Here is an 18,787-nt window from a genome sequence, read left to right on the forward strand (position 1 = left end):
GCGTGGTCAACGAACTCATGTTCGCGGTGTTCAATGCCGCCGCGTTCGGCATGGCGATCTTCGTGGTCGCGGCCGGGCTCACGTTGATCTTCGGGCTGATGCGCCTGCTCAACATGGCGCAGGGCGGCTTCTTCATGATCGGTGCCTATACCGCGTATTCGGTGATGGGACGCGACGTGCAGTCGCTGTGGATGTTCCTCCTGGCCGCACTCGCGGGCGGCGTGGTGGTGGCACTGCTCGGCCTCGTCACCGACCGGCTGGTGCTGCGGCGGCTGCGCAACGTCGATCCGCATTACGTGCTGATCGCCACCTTCGCGCTCATGATGGTGTGCACTGGCGTGACCAAGCTGATCTGGGGCGTCGACTTCTTCTCGGTCAATCCACCGCCCGGCCTGGACCAGCCGCTCAACCCCTTCGGCATGTTCTTCTCGGCCTACCAGCTGTTCGTGATCGCGGCGGGCGTGGTGGTCTACATCGTGCTCGAGGTGGCGATCCACCGCATGTGGTTCGGCAAGCTGATGCAGGCGCTCGCGGCCGACCCGTGGATGTCGGGCGTGCTCGGGCTCAACGTGTCGTTCGGCATCGCGCTGAGCGTGATGGCGAGCTTCTTCCTCGCCGGCCTCGCGGGCGGGCTGCTGCTGCCGAACCAGAGCCTGTCGACGGGGCTCGGCGACTCGTACCTGATGTTCGCGTTCTTCGCGGTGATCATCGGCGGGCTGGGCAACATCCGCGGCGCGTTCATCGGCTCGCTGGTGCTGGGGCTGGTGCAGAGCCTCAACACGGTGCTGCTGCCTTCGGTGCCGGGCCTCGCGATCTACGTGGTGCTCGCGGGCTTCCTGCTGTGGAAGCCGAGCGGCCTGTTCCCGGCCGCCGGCGCGCAGGAAGAAAGCCACGCGGGCGCGCACGGATCGGGCGGGCTGCACCGCCCGCGCATTCCGCGTGCCGTGTGGCAGGTGCTGGGCGTCGCGGTGGTCGGCGTGCTTGCCACGCTGCCGCTGTGGGTGAACGCCGGCCCGCTCTACGTGGTGGGCACGGTGCTGGTGCAGGTGGTGTTCGCGCTGTCGTGGAACATCCTCTTCGGCTACACGGGGCTGGTGTCGTTCGGCCATGCGGGCTTCTTCGCGCTCGGCGCCTACCTGGCCGCGCTGGCGCTGCGCCACATCGCGGGCGTGCCGTTCCTCGGCGTGCTGCTGGGCGCGGCGCTGCTCGGTGCGGTGGCCGCCTGGGTCATCGGTGTGCTGGCGCTGCGACGCATGAGCGGCGTGTTCCTGGCGGTGCTGACCGTGGCGCTGGCCGAGGCGTTGCGGCTGGTGATCGGCTTCTCTACCTTCCTCGGGCGCGAGGACGGCATCACCGATATTCCGCGCCCGGCCCTCGACTTCGGCCTGTGGCGCATCGATCTGTCGAGCTCGAACGCCTACTACTGGTTCCTGTTGGTGGCCACGGTGCTGATCACCGCCTTTCTCTGGTGGCTGCTGCACAGCCGCTTCGGCCGCACGCTGCAGACGGTTCGCCAGGACGCGGAGCGCGCGGCCTTCATGGGCACGAACGTGGCGCGCTACCGGCTCGCGGCCTTCGTCATCTCGGGCGCCGTGGCGGCGGTGGCGGGCGCGCTCTATGCGCCGTGGTCGCGCATCGTCACGGTCGAAGAGGTGCACTGGCTCGCCTCGGCGCAGCCGATGCTCAACACGCTGTTGGGCGGTGTCAGCTCGTTCTGGGGGCCGGTGGTGGGGGCGGGGCTGTTCGCAGCCATCACCTACGCCACGCGCACCTTGGTCGGGCTGTCGGAGCTGATCGTCGGCACGGGGCTGCTGGCGATCATCCTGTTGGCGCCGAACGGTGCGGTCGGGCTCTGGCGCAACCTCGAAGAGCGGATCTGGGGGCGGCGCAGCCCGCCGCCCGCGAAGGACCGGGCGCATGTGCCGCCGGGCGCCACGCTCGAAGCCGGAGGCATTCGATGAGCACCGCGGAGCTGCTGCGCGTGGACGGCGTGCGCAAGAACTACGGGCCGATCGAGGTGCTGCACGGCGTGAGCCTGTCGGTGGCGCGCGGCGAGGTGTTCGCGATCATCGGGCCGAACGGCGCCGGCAAGACGACGATGTTCAAGGTGATGACGGGCGAGGTGCCGTCCAACGGCGGCACGATCCACTTCGAGGGCCGCGACGTGACGCGGCTGCCAGCGCACGAGCGGGTGCGCGAAGGCTTCGGGCGCACCTTCCAGGTGGCGCGCGTGTTCCACGACTTCACCGTGCTCGACAACGTGATCGCGGCGGTGGAGGCGCGGCGCCGCAACCGGCGCGAGCCACTGGGCTCGCGCTGGCGCTGCGCGCCGTCGGCCGATGTGCGCGACGAAGCCATGGCGCTGCTCGCGGACGTGCGGCTCGATCCGATGGCGGGCGAGGCGGCGCGCTTTCTGTCGCACGGCGACAAGAAGCGGCTCGAGTTCGTGATCGCGCTCGCGGGCCGGCCGAGCATCCTGATGCTCGACGAGCCCACGGCCGGCATGTCGCCGAGCGACCGCGCCGACATCGCGCAGCTGGTGGCGCGCACGCGCGCGGAACGCGGCATTACGGTGGTGATGACCGAGCACGACATGGACGTGGTGTTCGGCCTGGCGAGCCGCATCATGGTGATGAACTACGGCGAGGTGGTCGCCACCGGCAGCGTCGACGAGGTGCGGCGCGATCCCAAAGTGCGCGAGGTCTACCTCGGCAAGGAGATGGTCGGTGCTTGAAGTCCGCGAACTCGACGCCTTCTACGGCGACAGCCACATCCTGCACGGCGCGCAGATCTCGGTAGGCGCAGGCCAGCGCGTGGCGCTGCTCGGGCGCAACGGCGCGGGCAAGTCGACGCTGCTCAAGAGCGTGATGAACGCCGGCCCGCGCGTGCGCGGCACGCTGCGCTTCGGCGGCCGCGACCTGCAGGGCATGCCGACGCACCAGCGCACGCGCATGGGCCTGTCGCTGGTGCCCGAGGACCGGCGCATCTTCACCCACCTGACGGTGGCCGAGAACGTCGCGATGGCGCGCTACGGCGCCTCGCCCGAGCGACCGGCGGTCACGGTGGCCGAGATCGTCGCGCGCTTCCCGATGCTGGCGCCGCTGCAGCAGCGCTACGGCGGGCAGCTCAGCGGCGGCCAGCAGCAGCTGCTGGCGGTGGCGCGCGCGATGGCCGCCAACCCGAGCCTGCTGCTGCTCGACGAGCCGACCGAAGGGCTCGCGCCGATCATCGTCGAGGAGATGGCGCGCGACGTGGTGCGCACCTGCACCGAGGGCAACGTCGCGCTGCTGCTGTGCGAGCAGAACATCTGGTTCGCGCGCCGCTGCACGCAGCACGTCTACGTCATCGACACCGGCCGCATCGTCTTCGAGGGCGACTGGGCCGCCTTCGACAGCCACCCGGAGGTGCAGCAGCGCTACCTCGCGCTGTGAACGACCCCGGCACCACATTCCAAAGCCAACACGCCAGACATCCATGGACCTTCAGTACACCCCCGAACAGAACCAGCTGCGCGAGAGCGTCGAGCGCTTCGTGCGCGACGAATACGACTTCGCCCATCGCCGCAGGCTCGTGGCGAGCGAGCCCGGGCACGACGAGCGCCACTGGCGCAGCTATGCCGACTTCGGCTGGCTCGCCGTGCCCTTCAGCGAGGAAGACGGCGGCATCGGCGGCGATGCGGTCGACACCGGCATCGTGATGGAAGGCGTTGGCCGCGGCCTGCTGCTCGAGCCGTACCTGGCCAACGTGGTGCTCGCGGGCGGCATGCTCGCGGCGCTGGCCAGCACGGCGCAAAAGGAGCGCTGGCTGCAGCCGATGATGGCCGGGCGCCACAAGCTGGCGCTGGCCTATGCAGAGCCCGCGTCGCGCTACGAGATCGCGCACTGCGCCACCGCCGCGCGCCGCGATGCCGAAGGCTGGTCGCTCGACGGCGAGAAGGTGCTGGTGCATGGCGGTGGCGTGGCCGATCACTTCGTGGTGGTGGCGCGCACCGCGGGCGATGTGGCTGAGCGCGGCGGGCTTTCGGCCTTCCTGGTGGACGCCGAGGCGCCAGGGCTTTCCGTGCGCGCCTATGCCACGCACGACGGCAGCCGCGCCGCCGACCTGCGCCTCGACGGCGTGCGGGCCAGCATGGTGCAGCTGCTGGGCGACGAAGGTGGGGCGCTGCCCGCGCTCGAGCTGGTCGTCGACCAGGCGATCGCCGCCGTGGCTTCGGAGGCCGTCGGTGCGATGGCCATGCTGGTCGACATGACGCTCGACTACCTCAAGACGCGCCAGCAGTTCGGCCGGCCGATCGGCACCAACCAGGCGCTGCAGCACCGCATGGTCGACATGTACATCGCGCTCGACGAGGCGCGCTCGATGGCGCTGTACGGCGCGCTGATGCTGCGCGAGGCCGACCCGGCCGTGCGCGGCAAGGCGCTGTCGGCCACCAAGATCGAGATCGACCGCACCGCGCGCCGCGTGGGCCAGGAGGCGGTGCAGCTGCACGGCGCGATGGGCGTGACCGAGGAGCTTGCGGTGGGCCACTACTTCAAGCGCCTGTCGATGATCGGCGTGAGCTTCGGCGACAGCAGCTGGCACCTGCGGCGCCATGCGCAGGTGGCCGAGGACCCGGCGGCATGAATCTCGATCTTTCGCCGGAAGAAAAGGCCTTCGAGGCGCAGGTGCGCGAATTCGTCGCGCGTGAGCTGCCTTCGGACATCCGCGAGAAGGTGCGGCTCGACCGCCACCTGGGTCGCGAGGACTACATGCGCTGGCAGCAGATCCTCGGACGCCAGGGCTGGTTCACCGGCGCCTGGCCGCGCGAGCACGGCGGGCAGGCCTGGACGCCGATGCAGACCATCATCTTCAACCGCGTCGCGGGCGAGCTGCACGCACCCGAATTGCAGGTGTTCGGCCCGGCGATGGTCGGGCCGGTGATCTACACCTTCGGCACCGACGAACAGAAGGCGCAGCACCTGCCCGCGATCCGCGATTCGTCGGTGTGGTGGTGCCAGGGCTATTCGGAGCCCGGCGCAGGCTCCGACCTGGCGGCGCTGCAGACGGCGGCCGAGGACGACGGCAGCGACCACTACATCGTCAACGGCCAGAAGATCTGGACCTCGTTCGCCCACTTCGCCGACTGGATGTTCTGCCTCGTGCGCACCGGGCGCGAGGCGAAGCGGCAGCAGGGCATCTCGTTCCTGCTGATCGACATGAAGACGCCGGGCGTCGAGGTGCAGCCGATCCGCATGATGGACGGGCGGCACTACCTCAACGCGGTGTTCTTCAACAACGTGAAGGTGCCCAAGCGCAACCGCATCGGCGAGGAAGGGCGCGGCTGGACCTATGCCAAGTTCCTGCTCGAGCACGAGCGTGTGGAGAACGCCAACCTGCGCTTCATCACGCAGGAGTTGCAGAAGCTGCGCCGCGTGGCGTCGCAGGTGCGCAGCGGCAGCGGCCGCCGCCTGGCCGACGATGCCGGCTTCATGGGCGAGGTGGCGGCCGTCGAGGCGCAGTTCAAGGCGCTCGAGATCGGCCTGCTGCGCACGCTGTCGGACATGCAGGCCGGCGTGCCCGTGGGGCCGGGCAAGTCGTCGTTCATCAAGATCCGCGGCACCGAGATCGCGCAGCGCATCACCGAGCTGCTGGTCGAGGCGAGCGGTCCCGATGCACTGCGCTACCAGCCCGGGCCGCTGTTCGGCCAGGGGCCCGAGAACGCGACGATCGGCCCCGCGCATGCGCTCGGGCCGGTGGCGACCTATCTCTTCTGCCGCGCCATGACCATCTACGGCGGCAGCACCGAAGTCCAGAAAAACATCATGGCCAAGCACGTGCTCGGCCTGTAGACCCACTTCACCCATTGCCCATGAACGACGACACCCCCGACTACCTGCAGGGCGAGAAGCCGCTGCACGAATATTTGCGCGGCCATGCGCGCACGCAGCCCGGCAAGGCGGCGCTGGTCTGGTACGGCCGTGCGATCAGCTATGCCGAGCTCGACCGCTGGAGCGACGCCTTCGCCCAGGCGCTGCACGAGCGCGGCGTGGGCAAGGGCGACCGCGTCGCGCTCTTCATGCAGAACTGCCCGCAGTACCTGGTCGCGCACTTCGGCATCCAGAAGATCGGCGGCATCGTGAGCCCGTGCAGCCCGATGTTCAAGGCGCACGAGTTCGCCTACCAGGTCGGCGACCTCGGCGCGAAGGCGCTGGTGGTGGCCGACCACCTGGCGCCGATCGCGCAGTCGGTGGCCGACCGGGTGAAGGTGCCGCATGTGTTCAGCGTGCGCTATGCCGACCTGCTGCCCGATGCGCCGAACGTGCGTGTGCCCGACGAAGTGGCCGCGCGCCGGCCACTGCCCGAGGGCACGATCGACTTCCATGCGGTGGTGGTGCAGCGCGCCGATCCGGTGGTGGCGCCCGAGGTAGCGCTGTCGATGGACGACGTCTCGCTCATGACCTACACCTCGGGCACCACCGGCATGCCCAAGGGCGCGATGCTGAGCTACCGCAACGCGCTCTACAAGACGGCAGTGGGGCAGGAGATGTTCCGCATCCGCCAGGACGACGTGATGCTCGCGGTGGCGCCGCTCTATCACATCGCCGGCATGATCTGCGGCGTGACCATGCTGGCCTACACCGGCGCCACCGTGGTGTTGCTCAACCGCATGGATGCGTTCGCGGTGCTGCAGTCGATTGCGCAGAACCGCGTGAGCTGGTGGTATGCCATGGCGCCGATGCTGGTCGCGGCCATGAACGAGCCCGAGGCGCGGCGCTTCGACTTGTCGTCGCTGCACACCACCATGGCCACGAGCTTCGGCATCAAGCTCACCGAGGAATTGGCCGAGCGCTGGAGCGCCTTCGCGAACGGCTGCCTGGTGTACGAGGCCGGCTACGGTTTGTCGGAGACGCACACCAACGACGTGCTGATGCCGCGCGACGGCATCCGCTGGGGCACCAACGGCGTGCCGGGGCGCGGCGTCGAGCTCAAGATCATCGACCTCGACGGCCGCACGTTGCCGGTGGGCGAGAGCGGCGAGATCGCGGTGCGAAGCCAGGGCGTGTTCCACGGCTACTGGAACCGGCCCGAGGCCACTGCCGAGGTGCTGCGCGACGGCTGGGTCCACACCGGCGACATCGGCCGCATGGACGCGCAGGGCTACCTGTCGTTCATCGGTCGCGTGAAGGAGATGATCAAGGTCTCGGGCTTCAGCGTGTTCCCCGAAGAGGTCGAATCGATCCTGATCCTGCATCCCGATGTGCGACAGGTTGCGGTGATCGGCGTGCCCGACCCCGACAAGGGCGAGGTGATCAAGGCCTTCGTGGTGCCCGCCTCGGCCGCCTTCGACGCCGAGGCGCTGCTGGCCTGGGCGCGCGAGAACATGTCGCATTACAAGGTGCCGCGCCAGGTGGAGGTGCGCGACTCGCTGCCTGCCAGCGGCACGGGCAAGGTGCTGCGGCGGTTGCTGAAAGAAGGGCACGCCGTGCCGGTTTGACGGCCGTCAGTGCTTGAACGCGGACTCGCGCTGTGCCCTCACGGCCAGGATGAACACCACGTCGATGTCGGCCAGGTACCGGTACAACGCGACATAGCCGCGCGCGCCCTTGCCGATGACGAGTTCTCGCTTGCCGTCCTTGACCGGCCTGCCAATCAGCGGACTGTGGGCCAAAACCTGAATCGTTTCGAGAAGTTTGTCGACCCGTTGCGGAACGTCCACCGCCTCGTGGCGCAGCATGTGATCGATGACTCGCTCGAGGTCGTCGAAGACCCCAGGCGCCAATTCAATGCGGGGCATGCCTCAGGGCGCCGGCACCCGGGGCTGCGGCTTGCGCGGTTTTTCGCCCTTGGCACGCGCTTGCAGGTAGGCCTTTGCGTCGTCCCAGGGCACCGTCTCGCCGGTTCTCTGCAGCGCTGCCCAGTGGTGGTCCGCCACCCGATGGAGTTCATCGTCGAGTTCGCTGCGCTCCACCGTGTCCGAGAGTGCATCGAGGATGAACGCATGCGACGACTTGCCGGCGCGCGCTGCGGCTGCGGCGATGCGCGCTTTGAAGGCGTCTTCGATGCGGATGGTGGTGGTGGACATGGTCGGCACGGAATGTCGGCTGAAAAGCCAATGTAGCACATTTGTGCTGCAAACGGCGTCCCACGAAGCGAGCTGCTCCGCGCGGTGGCGTCAGCTGCGCTGCCAGGGGCGCCACCAGCGCCGGTCGGGTTCCCACGGCGCGAGCGGGCGTGTGTCGAGTTCGAGGTCGGCGGGCTGCGCGTGGCCGCGCTGCAGCTGCCGCACCTTCACCTCGAGCGCGTGGGCGATGCCGCGCGCCTGACGCTCGCCCCTGAGCGCACGGCGGCGCCATTCGGCCGCCTGTGCGGCGAGCGCCTGCGGGTCGTGATCGAAGGCTTCCACTTGCATGATGTTGCATTGTTGTGGGTGGCGGGCCGCCCGTTGTAGGCCGAAGGCGCACAGCCGTGTACGAAAGGATACAAGTGAGTCTGTCCGGTGCCGCATCCCTGTGGACAGGGGTGTAAAAAGCATGCCGAAGCCGACGGTGCGGCTTACGATCAACGGGGACCCGAAGGAATACCGAATGCCACACCCGAATCCGCAAGAAGAGACCCGCGCCCATCCCGTCAAGCGCGCACTGGACAAGAGCAAGGACGTGAAGCAAGCCGTCGAGACGGCCGCGGACGAACTCGCCATTGTTCATGCCGTGCTCGACAAGGAGATCCCGGAGGTGGAACGTACCGACGAGGTTGACCGTGCGATCGTCCAGACCGAGCGCATCGAAAAGCGGCTGTCCAAATCGGTCGAAGCGCTCGAGAAGGTTGCCGACACGCTGGCCGCCGAACTCCAGAAGAAGTCCCCGGAAGGCTGACCCTCGCCGCCCGTGCGGCTGGCGCTGGTCCTCTGCACCTTCGGTGCATGGAGGAGCCGGCCTACAACCCGGAACAACCCACGTCGTAAAAAGGAGTCGACTCAGGTTCGCGTCTCCTCTCCGGCAAGGACGCATTCATTCAAAGAAAGCGTATGCAGCCACTCGCCACCATCCTCGTCGAGGACAGTGAGACCATCCGGAACAACCTGATTCCGGCGCTCGAAGAACTTGCGGGTGTGCAGGTGCTCGCCTCTGCCGTGACGGCGCAGGAGGCGATCACTGCGCTCGAGCGACATGCAGCGTGGCAGCTTGCCATCGTCGACCTCTTCCTCGCGGAAGGTTCCGGCCTGACCGTGCTGCGTGCGTGCCAGGGGCGCGCCGCCGGCCGATACGTGGTGGTGCTGACGAACTACCCCACTGCGGAGATGCGCTGCCGCTGCCTTGCGCTCGGCGCCGATGCGGTGTTCGACAAGTCGACCGAACTCGACGCGTTCTTCGCGCACTGCCTTCGCTTGCGCATCGCGTCGCTGGGTAGCTGAAGACCTGGGGTGGGCCTCGGTCAGGCGATCATCGATTCGAGGTCGGAGGCGAGTTCGCGCGGCGCCGGCATCGCTTGCACCGTCTCTTCCGACAGGCCGATGGCATCGGCCGAGCGCGCCGGCCAGACGTGCGCCGCGTCGGCGATGTGAAGCCCGGCGCGCTCGAGCGCCACGCGCCAGACCGCGAGGTGCAGCACGTTGGCGAGCGGGTCGGCCTGTGCGGCCTGCAGCGGATCGGCAAAGCACGAGAGCGCGCTGACGAACTCGGGCGCGAAATCCCAGCCCGCGGCGAGCCGGCTGCCCACGTCGCCATAGTGGAAGCCGAACTTCTGCTTTTCCACTTCGAGCCGGCCCATCACATCGAACGGGTGCAAGGCGTTGAGCTCGGCCATCTCTTTCTTCATGGCGCCCGCCATGATGAGGTGCCCGATGGCATGCATGCTGCCCACGGTGAAAGCCAGGTTCTGGTCAACGCGTTGCGCCTTGCCAGCGAGGTAGCGGGCGACGGCCGCCACGCGCAGGCTGTGCGCCCAGAAGGCGGGCAGGTTCACCCCATCGACCTTCTGGAAGGTGCCCTTTAGACCCGAACTCACGACCAGCGAGCGAATCGCCGAGAAGCCCAGCAGCTGGATCGCGTCCTGGATCGAGACGATCTTGCGGCGCAGCCCGAAGTAGGGGGAGTTGACCATCCTCAGCACCCGTGCGCTCAGCACCTGGTCGAGCTCGAGCTTGCGCGCCACCGTCGGTATGGAGGTGTCTTCACTGCGCAGGAGTTCGATCAGATCGAACACTACCTTCGGCACCGTGGGTAGCAGGTGGGCGTCGGCGAACAGTTCGTCCAGGGTCATGGCGATCTCGATGTTGGTTTTTTTCGCTGCGAGATTTTCGTGCAAACTTAAGGTTACATGTTGATATCAGGCCCTGTCAGGCTTGCATTTGCCGGCTAAAGTGCGTGTTTCCTGCAACAGCCGCTGCCGGTCTCCTGCGTTTCCGGGATTGCGGTGCCGATGGAATTGTGGCAATGCCGCCTCGCGGCCACCTTTCGGTAGCTCGATAGCCGTCAGAACTTCTCTCGGATACGACAGAAAGGAACGATGTTGCGGCAGTACAACTTCAGTGTCCGGTTCACCAAGGCAGCTTCGCCGGAGGTTCTCTGCCGCATCAGACTCGATGGACGGCTCGATGCCCATGACATGGTCGAGCGATCGATCTCATACTCGGTCGAACGACCCGCCTGCGACCCTGCCATTCCGATCGTCTGGCTCTGGCGGATCGCCGAGAGAAAACTCGGTTGCCCTGCAGAAAGCTCTGAGATTTTCGTAACCGGCGAAGATTGAGAACAACACTGGACCACATGGAGCAACTTGGAACCATGAACACCACCCATATCTCCGCGAGCGATGTTCCACTGAACGTGCAGGGTCTGCCAACGCTCTATGGATCCAAGGGAAGCTCGTGTGTCTGGGTGACAGCCTTGCCCTTGCCCCATATCGCGAGATTTCGCGGCGCAACCGCACTGGCGACATTGCCAGGCTATGCCAGGCCCGACCGCATCGCCGAAGCCGGCGAGGTGACGGTTTATCTCGAGAACGACGACGGATCCGGCGACGCGCCCGATGCGACGATGATTGAAGCAGCGCGGTGGCTGCTCGAGAACGATGCGGCCTTTTACCGCGCGGTGCTCGACGCCATGCTGGCTGATCTGCCTTCTCTGCGCGCCATCGAGGACTCGACCGTCCTGGCCGACGACGCGTTCCGACTCCCCGAGCACTGGGACGAGGCCACGCTGCTGCCCTTGGTTCGGCTCAACAACATCAATCTATACCCCGTCCCCGGCGGGCCCTATATGGGTCTGGACTTCAGCTGCGCCTGGGAGGACGAGCATGGTTATGGGCTGACGATGGCAGGCACCGAGGTCGTGGAAAAGGGTGGCGCCGATGTCGGCGCGCTGTCCTGGATCGCTGCGCGGCATGCGGAAGAGCGGCAATCGCCGTGAAGGCGCATTACGGCACGGCAAGGCGCGGGATGGCCAGGGACGGCAAGCTGATCGCCGAATTCAGGAACCGTTGGCCTCACCGCCGGGCAACTGGAAGGAATCGGGCGCCGGGAAATTCTTGTCGGACCTGGGAATCGGGCGCTTGTGGAGGGATGCGAAGCTGATGCAACATGCAGCTCCGATCACGGGAATCAGCCACACCAGAGCCAACTGAAGCCTGCGTTGCAGCGGTGAGTAAAAATCGCTGCGCCATATCGTGACCGTTGCAATCAGATTGCCTGCGAGCACGGCGATCGCGACGAGAGCGAACACGAAGTACATATCTCTGGGCAAGTGGCTTCTCCAGGAACTTCTCGGGGAATGTAGCCAGGGGTGCATGCCGGCGTCAACCGAGACGTTCGCGACGTCTTCCTCTAGTCGAAAGAAAACGTCATGAACTCGTCGAGCTCGTCTGCTGGCCGGTAAAGCTTGCTGCGTAGCGTCACAGAACGTGCGCTGAAATCCGGGCCCGCCGCCGGGCTCGCGCAAACCTCGCCCTTTGATGACGTCGTGCTGAAGCGATAGAGCGAGACCGCGATATTGTCGAAGGCCGCCTCTTCGGAGCGATATCGGCCCGGAGCGCCGTTCGCACGTTCGAACAAGCGCAGCACTTCCAGCGCATCGAGTGCAAAAACCAGCTGGCTCTCGAAACTTGCCTCCCTGTGTCGGGCCTCGACAGTAACCCCGTCAAGACCGCCATCCCGGTACTCGAGCAGGATCGGCGTTTGTCCCGTGGTCAAGTTCTGTGTTGCGAGATTCGCTACCTCCCGCGCTGCGAGCCTCATGGCGGCTATCGTTTCTACCGACATGGTTGCGCCGCACTGGGCTATCACTTCTTCCGCATCAGACGCGACGGCCGCATAGGATTTCAGCGGACCCGGCTTTCCATAGAGGGATGCCACTGACGCGACAGCTTCCCGCGAAAGCCCGAAAGCAAGACGTCCGATCCCCTTGTGCGGAGCAATCAGCCAATCAGCGTTCAAATTCTCACCATGATGATTTAAGTGCGGGCTTTTCCCAAGGAATCATGGGCGGGATCGCTGCTTTCATCAAGGGATCCGTGCCAGTGCCGCGCAGCCGCAGGGCGATCTCCTTCCAGATGTCCAAAATGGGTAAAATGGGGAATATCTGTATTTCAGGAGCCGCCATGGCCGTCAACACCGCTTCCGTCCGATCTGCCGCCGAGATCGAGCGCCTGACGCGCGACCTGCCTTCGTTTTCGGCCACCCGGCTGGCTTCGGGCATGCAGAGCGTGACCAGCACCGTGATGGCGCGCGGGGCGGTGGTGATCACGCGGCATGAGCAGCCCTCGATGGTGCTGATGTCGGTGGAACGCTATCTCAAGCTCGAGCAGGCCGCGGAGCCGAACCTCGAGGCGCTCACGTCCCGCTTCGACGACATGTTCGCGCGCATGCAGGGCGAGCCTGCCGCGCAGGCCATGGCCGACGCCTTCGCGATGACGCCGGCCGAACTCGGCGAGGCAGCCGTGGCGCAGGCAGCAGCACCGCGACGCTGATGCCCGCGCGCATCTTCGTGCTGGCCGGCGTCAACGGCGCCGGCAAGAGCAGCGTGGGCGGCGCTGCGCTGCTGCAGAAGAAGGTGGACTACTTCAACCCCGACCTGACCGCGCGCGAACTCTGGGAGGCCGACCCGAGCCTGTCGTCGGAGGCGGCGAATGCCCAGGCCTGGGAACTTGGGCGTCAGGGGCTCGAGCGGGCACTGGCGCAGCAACTGAACTTCGCGTTCGAAACCACGCTGGGTGCGAGGACGATCCCGCAGATGCTTCTCGAAGGCGCCGAGCAGGGCGCCCAGGTCCATCTCTGGTACGCGGGGCTCGCCTCGCCGGAGCTTCATCTGCAGCGCGTGCGGGCCCGGGTGGCCGCGGGCGGACACGACATTCCCGAAGCGAAGATCCGCGAACGCTACGAGACGAGCCGCGCCAACCTGGTCCGGCTGCTGCCGCACCTGGCGAGCCTGCGCGTCTACGACAACAGTGCCGAAGGCGATCCCAAGGCCGGCCAGCGGCCGCAACCATTGCTGCTGCTGCACATGGAAGGCGGGCGCGTGGTCTCCCACATCGCGCTCGGCCAGGTGCCGCAATGGGCCAAGCCCATCATGGCCGTGGCGCTGGCGGGCCAAAAAAAACCCAGCACAGGGCTGGGCGGAAAGCGTTGACGCCGCACGGCTTCAACAGCCCCGCACGCACAAGGAGTCGTCGAGGCAACGGCAAATCGGGTTTCAGGACAGGCGATACCGGTCCAGCGAAAAACTAGGCGGCTTCGGTGATCGGCCTGAGCCACTGCACGGCTGCAGCCTCCGGGTCCATGGCGCGCAGCTGCTCGTCGCGGAACAGGTCGCGTGCCACATCCTCGAGCTCGCGCGCATCGACGGTGTGCCACTGCTGCTGCAGCCGGTGGGCGCAGGCGGCGATCCAGAGGGTGGCGGGGAGTCGGTCCATGCGCCGAATTATGCCGCAAATACTGTATGAATTCACAGTATTCCGAGTTTGATCGGCGGTCGACGCACGCACGTCGGATCGGGCAAGTCCCCGCCAGGATCGTGCAAGGGCTGCGGGGGTGCGCTTCCTAGGATCAAGGCCATGTTCAACGGGCGCACATTGCGCCGCAACATGGAGGCTGGAAATGAGCAAGGTCTGGTTCATCACGGGGGCGGGTCGCGGAATCGGCGCACAGATCGCGAAGGCGGCGCTCGCCGCCGGCGACAGAGTGGTCGCGACGGGGCGCAACGTGGAGCAGCTGCAGCAGGTGTACGCCGCGCATGCCGACCAAGTGGCTTGCCTCCCGCTCGACGCCGCGCGCGAGCAGGACGCGGCGGCCGCCGCCGAGGCCGCGCAGCAGCGCTTCGGCCGCGTCGACGTGCTGGTGAACAACGCGGGTTATGGTCAGCTCGGGCTGTTCGAGGAGATCGACAGCGCGGACGTCGAACGGCAATTCCACACCAACGTGTTCGGCCTGATGCACGTGACGCGCGCGGTGCTGCCGCTGATGCGGCGCCAGCGCAGCGGCCACATCCTGAACCTGTCGTCGATCGGCGGCTTCATGGGCTTCGATGGTTCGTCCGTCTATTGCGCAGCCAAGTTCGCGGTGGAGGGATTCTCGGAGTCCCTTGCGCTGGAGGTCGCGCCGTTCGGCATTCGCGTGACCATCATCGAGCCGGGCTTCTTCCGCACCGACTTCCTCGACAAGAGCTCGGTGCAGTACGGCTCGCGCCGTATCGCCGATTACGGGGGCTCGCCCGGCGAGCCGGCGCGCGCCACCTACGAAAGCTACAACCACAAGCAGCCGGGCGACCCGGAGAAGCTGGGGCGCGTCGTGGCCGAGCTCGCGGCGATGGCCAAGCCGCCGCTGCACTTCGTCGCCGGCACCGACGCCCTTGGTTTTGCGCGTGGCGCCTTCGAGCGCCGGCGCGCCGAACTCGAAGCCTTCGCCAGCCTGTCGGTCGCCACCGACGGTGCGTTCTGAGATCTGAACCACAGGAGATTTGCAATGCAACGACGATTCCATTCCCGATGCCTCGCGGCCGCGTGCCTCTTCACAATGGCGTTTCTCGCCGGCGCGACGGCGCAGGCGAACCCGGGTGCGACCGATGCCCGCATCGCGCGCGGCGAGCAGATGCTGCTCGAGCTCAACGGCGGCAAGCCGCAGCCGACCTACGAGGCGATGCGCCAGGAGTTCCCGTTCCTCGCCGAAGCCACGGCCGGCTATGCGCTCGGCAGCGTCTGGGATCGAAAGGTGCTCGATGCCCGTACGCGGCAACTGTCGGCGATGGCGGCCTTCGCCGCGCTGGGCCTGCGGCCGTTCTTCAAGATCCATGCAGGCTATGCGCTTGACGCCGGCGTGCCGGCCAACGAGCTCAAGGAGATCGTCTATCTCGTCACGGTTCCCGCGGGCTTCCCGCGCGCGATCGAGGCCTCGCAGGCGCTGCAGGAGCGCGGGCTGGCCGGCAGTGCCGCGGCGGCCGTGCCGCAGGCGGGCCGGCGCTGAGCGGGGGGGACGGCGTCGGCGGCGCGCCGTCCTTCAAGCGGCGCCTCCGAGTGCCTGCAGCAGCCGCTGGGAAGGTCGTGCAAGATTTCCGCGAACTCCTCAGGCACAGCACCAATGACAGACAACAGCACACCCGTTTCCGACGGCCACTCCCTCGAATACCGCGGATTCCGCTTCGAGCTTCGCGCCGAGCCCGCACCCGGCGGCTACCGCCCGGTCGTGGTCGTTGTCCGCACGCCCGCGGACGAGGAAGAGACACAACTGCCGAACGATACGGATGAGATCGTGTATGGCTCCGAGGCAGAGGCAACCCGGCACGCAGAGCAGCAGGCGATGCGATGGGTTCATGACCGCACTGGCGACGGGCAGGGGCAGTTCTAGGCCAATGCGCGCAGGCGGGAGACATCCTTCGACGGCGGCACGCCGAAGAGCCTGCTGTACTCGCGGCTGAACTGCGAGGCGCTTTCGTAGCCTACGCTGAAGCCCGCCTGCGAGACCTCCATGCGTTCGCTCAGCAGCAGGCGGCGGGCCTCCTGCAGGCGCAGCTGCTTCTGATACTGCAGCGGGCTCATCGAGGTAAGTGCCCTGAAGTGGTGGTGCAGCGACGAGGCGCTCATGCTGCATTCGCTCGCCAGCGCCTCGACCTTCAGCGGCTCCGCGAAGTTGGACTTGAGCCACGCGACCGCACGCATCACGCGCGCGGCATGGCTGTCGGCGCGTGCCACCTGCGCGAGCCGCTCCCCTTGCTCGCTGCGCAGCAGACGGTAGACGAGCTCCCGAAGCGCCAACGGCGCGAGCATGGCCGCGTCCTCGGGTGAATCGAGCAGTCGCATGATGCGGATCGCCGCATCGAGCATGTCGTCGCTCACGTTGTTGAGGAACAGCCCGCGTGCCGTGGCCGCCCGCGGCATCGCGGAGGTGCCGAGCTGCATCACGAGCTCCGACACTTCGGTCGGATCGAAGTCGAGCCGAAAGCAGAGGTAGGGCGCGTCGAACTTCGCGTGCACGACCTGGGCGCTGACAGGCAGGTCCGTCGAGAAGACCAGGAAGCGCGAGGCGTCATAGGTGTAGACCTCGTCGCGCAGCATCACGCGCTTGGCGCCCTGCGCAATGATGCAAACCGACGGCGGATGCAGCGCGTGGATCAGCTCGTCGCCGGGTGCGGACAGCCGGATCGCCGACACGCGCGGAATCGGCGTGGCGCAGACGCCGTCCTGCGGCGCATGCCGCGAGAGCAGGCGCGCGAGCTCGCCGATCCGGCCGGCGCGCGGCGCGGAGGGGCCGAGGTGCGTTGCTGCAGACCCCGCGGCTGCGACGGGAAAAGGTTCGAGTCCCTGTGATGCCATCCGTGTACGTTACATCAGGCATCCGCTCGCGTGACGACGGCCCGCCGATCAGGCCGGACCGGCCCGCCGCTCAGCGACCGTCCCGGTCGGAGTCGCCCGGAATGGCGCGCTCCAGCGTGTCGCTCACGCGCTGCCAGGCGTCGCGCGAGGCATGCTTGGCATGCTCCCACTGCAGGTTCGACTTGCCGCGCGATGTGTCCCAGTCTCGCCCGAGATCGCTCTCCACATCGTCGAAGGCCCGGCCCGGATGGCGGTTGTACGCCTCGGCGCCGTAGCGGTAGGCCGGGCCGTAGTCGTCGTAGCTGTGGCCATTGGCCACGTAGGGTCGCGTCGTGTAGTTGTCGCGCCAGTAGCTTTCCTCGAGGTCCGGGTCGGCCGTTGCCGCGACCCCGCGTCCGGTGAGCGCGCCGACGGCCGCACCGGCCGCGGCACCGACCGCAGCGCCCACCGGCCCGGTCATGCCGCCGATCGCCGCTCCGGCGGCCATACCGCCCGCGACGCCGCCTGCTGCTCCGCCGACGGCAGCGCCCACGCCTGTTGCGGCCTTCTTGGTTTTCTCATCGGTGATCTTGGAATCCGACATGTTCAGCTCCTTGGAAAGGTCCGCCGGATCGGCGAACGGAAAGCCCAGCTTAGGCACGCGCTGTCGAGGTGACGTCGGCCATTTCTGATGGTGGTGTCGGGCATCGGCGCGGCCGGCGATTCGGCCGGACGAGCGATGCCCTGCGCCTGGCACGGCGCGCATGCACTCCGTCGTCCTGGGAACGCTCAGAACACGCTCACCGCTCATGCCTCGCCAGCCGGTCGATCGCCATCGCAAGGAAGGTTGCGGTGGCCAGCGTCAGGCAATAGGCGATCAGGGGCCACGCGCTGTCGCCGGGAAGCACGACCGCCGCGGTGGTGCCGAGGCCCCCAACGATCAAGCTCTGAATGCAGTAATAGAGCGCAACGGCCGTGCCCGCGGCGTGGCTGAAGTCCTGCAACGCGCCGTTGGCCGTGACCGACACCACGAAAACGATGCCCACGGCGATCAGCCACATGGGAAGCACGAATGTCAGCACCGAGGGTTCGGCTGCGCGCGTGCATGCGCCGAGAATGCATGCGCCCGCCACGATGACGCACAAGCCGCGCATGAGGCTGCCAGCGATTCCCCAGCGCGACACGAAAGTTCGCGCGAAGCGCGTCGTCAAGATCATCACCAGGGCCACCGTGGCGAAGACGGCGCTGAACGCGAGCTGGGAGAGGCCCAGCCGCTCCATCAGCACCCGCGGCGCGGTGGAGAAAAACACGAAGAACGCCCCCATTGCCGTGCTGAAGCCGAGCGTGTGGATCCAGAACGATGCGCTTGCGAGGATGGAGCGAAGCACGCGGCGCTCTCCTGGCCTGCGGTGCGGGCGCGTTTCGTGCCATCTGGGCAGTGCGTGGCCGAATGCGAGCAATCCGAGGATGCCGAGCATCGTAAAGATCGCGCGCCAGCCGAGCCCGACGGCGACGAGGGCGCCGAGCATGGGGCCGAGCGCAGGCACGAAGGCCAGCATCGAACCGAAGAGGCCGTAGATCACACCGCTGTGCGGGCTGTCGGCGTAGACGTCGCGGACCGTCGCGAAAGTGGCCACCAGCGCGGCCGATGCGCCGAGTGCCTGGAGGACGCGCAGCGCGAGGAAGGACGGCCCGCTGCTGGTCATCGCCAGCGCGAAGGATGACACGGCAAAGAGGAGCGCACCGCCCAGGACCACCGGGCGTCGGCCGATGCGATCCGACAAGGGACCGAAGAGCACCTGTCCCAGGCCGAGCACGACCATGTAGACGCTCAGCGTGAGCTGGACCATCGCCGGCGACGTGCCGAGCGCCGCCGGCATCTGCGGAATGACCGGCAGATACACGTCCATGGCCAGCGAGGCGAGAAGGTCGAAGGGGGCCATCAGCAAGAGTGCCGAAGGCAGGGAGTACGCCCAGAGGGGCGTGGATTTGTCAGGCATGGCAAGTAGTCCGCACAGATGAAGAAATCTGG

26 protein-coding genes are annotated in these 18,787 nt (G+C 67.2%); 15 read left to right on the top strand and 11 right to left on the bottom strand.

Annotated elements, in window-relative coordinates:
• The first annotated feature begins 2 nt into the window (after positions 1-2).
• From AC3A6R_RS23885 to AC3A6R_RS23910, 6 genes are read left to right on the top strand one after another with little or no spacing between them, the layout of a single operon-like run.
• Positions 3-1,961: an ABC transporter permease gene (locus AC3A6R_RS23885; protein WP_487865802.1), complete on the top strand. Its 1,959-nt coding sequence runs from the start codon at positions 3-5 to the stop codon at positions 1,959-1,961.
• A complete protein-coding gene (locus AC3A6R_RS23890) occupies positions 1,958-2,734 on the top strand; it encodes an ABC transporter ATP-binding protein (RefSeq protein ID WP_487865803.1) in 777 nt (258 codons plus the stop codon). The genes AC3A6R_RS23885 and AC3A6R_RS23890 overlap by 4 nt, the downstream gene beginning before the upstream one ends.
• Complete coding sequence (locus AC3A6R_RS23895) at positions 2,727-3,431, top strand: ABC transporter ATP-binding protein (protein WP_487862934.1); 705 nt, start codon at positions 2,727-2,729, stop codon at positions 3,429-3,431. The genes AC3A6R_RS23890 and AC3A6R_RS23895 overlap by 8 nt, the downstream gene beginning before the upstream one ends.
• Positions 3,432-3,474: 43 nt before the next feature.
• The gene (locus tag AC3A6R_RS23900; protein WP_487865804.1) at positions 3,475-4,623 is read left to right on the top strand and encodes an acyl-CoA dehydrogenase family protein; all 1,149 of its coding nucleotides are present in this window, start codon (positions 3,475-3,477) and stop codon (positions 4,621-4,623) included.
• Positions 4,620-5,828 carry an acyl-CoA dehydrogenase family protein gene (locus AC3A6R_RS23905; protein ID WP_487862932.1) on the top strand — a complete coding sequence of 403 codons (1,209 nt, stop codon included), beginning with the start codon at positions 4,620-4,622 and terminating at the stop codon, positions 5,826-5,828. Before AC3A6R_RS23900 ends, AC3A6R_RS23905 begins: the two co-directional genes overlap by 4 nt.
• A gap of 20 nt (positions 5,829-5,848) precedes the next feature.
• Positions 5,849-7,474 carry an AMP-binding protein gene (locus tag AC3A6R_RS23910; protein WP_487865805.1) on the top strand — a complete coding sequence of 542 codons (1,626 nt, stop codon included), beginning with the start codon at positions 5,849-5,851 and terminating at the stop codon, positions 7,472-7,474.
• Between the two features lie 6 nt (positions 7,475-7,480).
• On the opposite strand, the gene AC3A6R_RS23915 is transcribed toward AC3A6R_RS23910, so the two are convergent.
• From AC3A6R_RS23915 to AC3A6R_RS23925, 3 genes are all read right to left on the bottom strand, one after another.
• The gene (locus tag AC3A6R_RS23915; RefSeq protein WP_487862930.1) at positions 7,481-7,774 is read right to left on the bottom strand and encodes a type II toxin-antitoxin system RelE/ParE family toxin; all 294 of its coding nucleotides are present in this window, start codon (positions 7,772-7,774) and stop codon (positions 7,481-7,483) included.
• Between the two features lie 3 nt (positions 7,775-7,777).
• Positions 7,778-8,062 carry a CopG family transcriptional regulator gene (locus AC3A6R_RS23920; protein WP_487865806.1) on the bottom strand — a complete coding sequence of 95 codons (285 nt, stop codon included), beginning with the start codon at positions 8,060-8,062 and terminating at the stop codon, positions 7,778-7,780.
• A 90-nt stretch (positions 8,063-8,152) separates the two neighbouring features.
• The gene (locus tag AC3A6R_RS23925; RefSeq protein WP_487865807.1) at positions 8,153-8,389 is read right to left on the bottom strand and encodes a hypothetical protein; all 237 of its coding nucleotides are present in this window, start codon (positions 8,387-8,389) and stop codon (positions 8,153-8,155) included.
• A gap of 121 nt (positions 8,390-8,510) precedes the next feature.
• Here AC3A6R_RS23925 and AC3A6R_RS23930 point away from each other — a divergent pair, with 121 nt between their 5' ends.
• A complete protein-coding gene (locus tag AC3A6R_RS23930) occupies positions 8,511-8,852 on the top strand; it encodes a hypothetical protein (protein ID WP_487865808.1) in 342 nt (113 codons plus the stop codon).
• 152 nt (positions 8,853-9,004) lie between these two features.
• On the top strand, positions 9,005-9,391 hold the full coding sequence (locus AC3A6R_RS23935) for a response regulator (protein WP_487865809.1): 387 nt from the start codon (positions 9,005-9,007) through the stop codon (positions 9,389-9,391).
• A 20-nt stretch (positions 9,392-9,411) separates the two neighbouring features.
• Here AC3A6R_RS23935 and AC3A6R_RS23940 read toward each other — a convergent pair whose 3' ends face one another.
• Entirely contained in the window at positions 9,412-10,239 is an 828-nt protein-coding gene (locus tag AC3A6R_RS23940; RefSeq protein WP_487865810.1) for an HDOD domain-containing protein, read from the bottom strand.
• A 246-nt stretch (positions 10,240-10,485) separates the two neighbouring features.
• Here AC3A6R_RS23940 and AC3A6R_RS23945 point away from each other — a divergent pair, with 246 nt between their 5' ends.
• Positions 10,486-10,728, top strand: coding sequence for a hypothetical protein (locus AC3A6R_RS23945; RefSeq protein WP_487865811.1), 243 nt, complete (start codon positions 10,486-10,488; stop codon positions 10,726-10,728).
• Positions 10,729-10,763: 35 nt separating this feature from the next.
• Positions 10,764-11,387, top strand: a complete 624-nt coding sequence (locus tag AC3A6R_RS23950) for a DUF6985 domain-containing protein (RefSeq protein ID WP_487865812.1) — start codon at positions 10,764-10,766, stop codon at positions 11,385-11,387.
• Between the two features lie 60 nt (positions 11,388-11,447).
• On the opposite strand, the gene AC3A6R_RS23955 is transcribed toward AC3A6R_RS23950, so the two are convergent.
• From AC3A6R_RS23955 to AC3A6R_RS23965, 3 genes are all read right to left on the bottom strand, one after another.
• Positions 11,448-11,708, bottom strand: coding sequence for a hypothetical protein (locus AC3A6R_RS23955; RefSeq protein ID WP_487865813.1), 261 nt, complete (start codon positions 11,706-11,708; stop codon positions 11,448-11,450).
• A 92-nt stretch (positions 11,709-11,800) separates the two neighbouring features.
• Positions 11,801-12,328: a hypothetical protein gene (locus AC3A6R_RS23960; protein ID WP_487865814.1), complete on the bottom strand. Its 528-nt coding sequence runs from the start codon at positions 12,326-12,328 to the stop codon at positions 11,801-11,803.
• A gap of 85 nt (positions 12,329-12,413) precedes the next feature.
• The gene (locus AC3A6R_RS23965) at positions 12,414-12,587 is read right to left on the bottom strand and encodes a hypothetical protein (RefSeq protein ID WP_487865815.1); all 174 of its coding nucleotides are present in this window, start codon (positions 12,585-12,587) and stop codon (positions 12,414-12,416) included.
• On the opposite strand from AC3A6R_RS23965, the gene AC3A6R_RS23970 reads away from it, so the two are divergent.
• A complete protein-coding gene (locus AC3A6R_RS23970; protein ID WP_487865816.1) occupies positions 12,574-12,942 on the top strand; it encodes a hypothetical protein in 369 nt (122 codons plus the stop codon). The two genes, AC3A6R_RS23965 and AC3A6R_RS23970, sit on opposite strands and share 14 nt — an antisense overlap.
• On the top strand, positions 12,942-13,601 hold the full coding sequence (locus AC3A6R_RS23975) for an ATPase (protein WP_487865817.1): 660 nt from the start codon (positions 12,942-12,944) through the stop codon (positions 13,599-13,601). Before AC3A6R_RS23970 ends, AC3A6R_RS23975 begins: the two co-directional genes overlap by 1 nt.
• A 94-nt stretch (positions 13,602-13,695) precedes the next feature.
• Here the strand turns inward: AC3A6R_RS23975 and AC3A6R_RS23980 are convergent, their stop codons facing one another.
• Complete coding sequence (locus tag AC3A6R_RS23980) at positions 13,696-13,884, bottom strand: hypothetical protein (RefSeq protein ID WP_487865818.1); 189 nt, start codon at positions 13,882-13,884, stop codon at positions 13,696-13,698.
• A 184-nt stretch (positions 13,885-14,068) separates the two neighbouring features.
• Here AC3A6R_RS23980 and AC3A6R_RS23985 point away from each other — a divergent pair, with 184 nt between their 5' ends.
• The 3 genes from AC3A6R_RS23985 (at position 14,069) to AC3A6R_RS23995 (ending at position 15,811) form a co-directional block, all read left to right on the top strand.
• Positions 14,069-14,908, top strand: coding sequence for an oxidoreductase (locus tag AC3A6R_RS23985; protein WP_487865819.1), 840 nt, complete (start codon positions 14,069-14,071; stop codon positions 14,906-14,908).
• Positions 14,909-14,932: 24 nt separating this feature from the next.
• Positions 14,933-15,430 carry a carboxymuconolactone decarboxylase family protein gene (locus AC3A6R_RS23990; protein ID WP_487865820.1) on the top strand — a complete coding sequence of 166 codons (498 nt, stop codon included), beginning with the start codon at positions 14,933-14,935 and terminating at the stop codon, positions 15,428-15,430.
• A gap of 114 nt (positions 15,431-15,544) precedes the next feature.
• The gene (locus AC3A6R_RS23995) at positions 15,545-15,811 is read left to right on the top strand and encodes a hypothetical protein (RefSeq protein ID WP_487865821.1); all 267 of its coding nucleotides are present in this window, start codon (positions 15,545-15,547) and stop codon (positions 15,809-15,811) included.
• On the opposite strand, the gene AC3A6R_RS24000 is transcribed toward AC3A6R_RS23995, so the two are convergent.
• The 3 genes from AC3A6R_RS24000 to cml all read right to left on the bottom strand — a co-directional run bounded on the left by AC3A6R_RS24000 (position 15,808) and on the right by cml (position 18,755).
• Complete coding sequence (locus tag AC3A6R_RS24000) at positions 15,808-16,776, bottom strand: AraC family transcriptional regulator (protein ID WP_487862914.1); 969 nt, start codon at positions 16,774-16,776, stop codon at positions 15,808-15,810. The genes AC3A6R_RS23995 and AC3A6R_RS24000 overlap by 4 nt on opposite strands.
• 70 nt (positions 16,777-16,846) lie before the next feature.
• Positions 16,847-17,359 (bottom strand): hypothetical protein, encoded by a 513-nt coding sequence (locus AC3A6R_RS24005; RefSeq protein ID WP_487862913.1) that lies wholly within the window; start codon positions 17,357-17,359, stop codon positions 16,847-16,849.
• A 196-nt stretch (positions 17,360-17,555) separates the two neighbouring features.
• Positions 17,556-18,755: a CmlA/FloR family chloramphenicol efflux MFS transporter gene (gene cml, locus AC3A6R_RS24010; protein ID WP_487865822.1), complete on the bottom strand. Its 1,200-nt coding sequence runs from the start codon at positions 18,753-18,755 to the stop codon at positions 17,556-17,558.
• Positions 18,756-18,787 lie beyond the last annotated feature (32 nt).

The sequence above is a fragment of the Variovorax sp. Soil_C_19 genome, assembly GCF_057657255.1.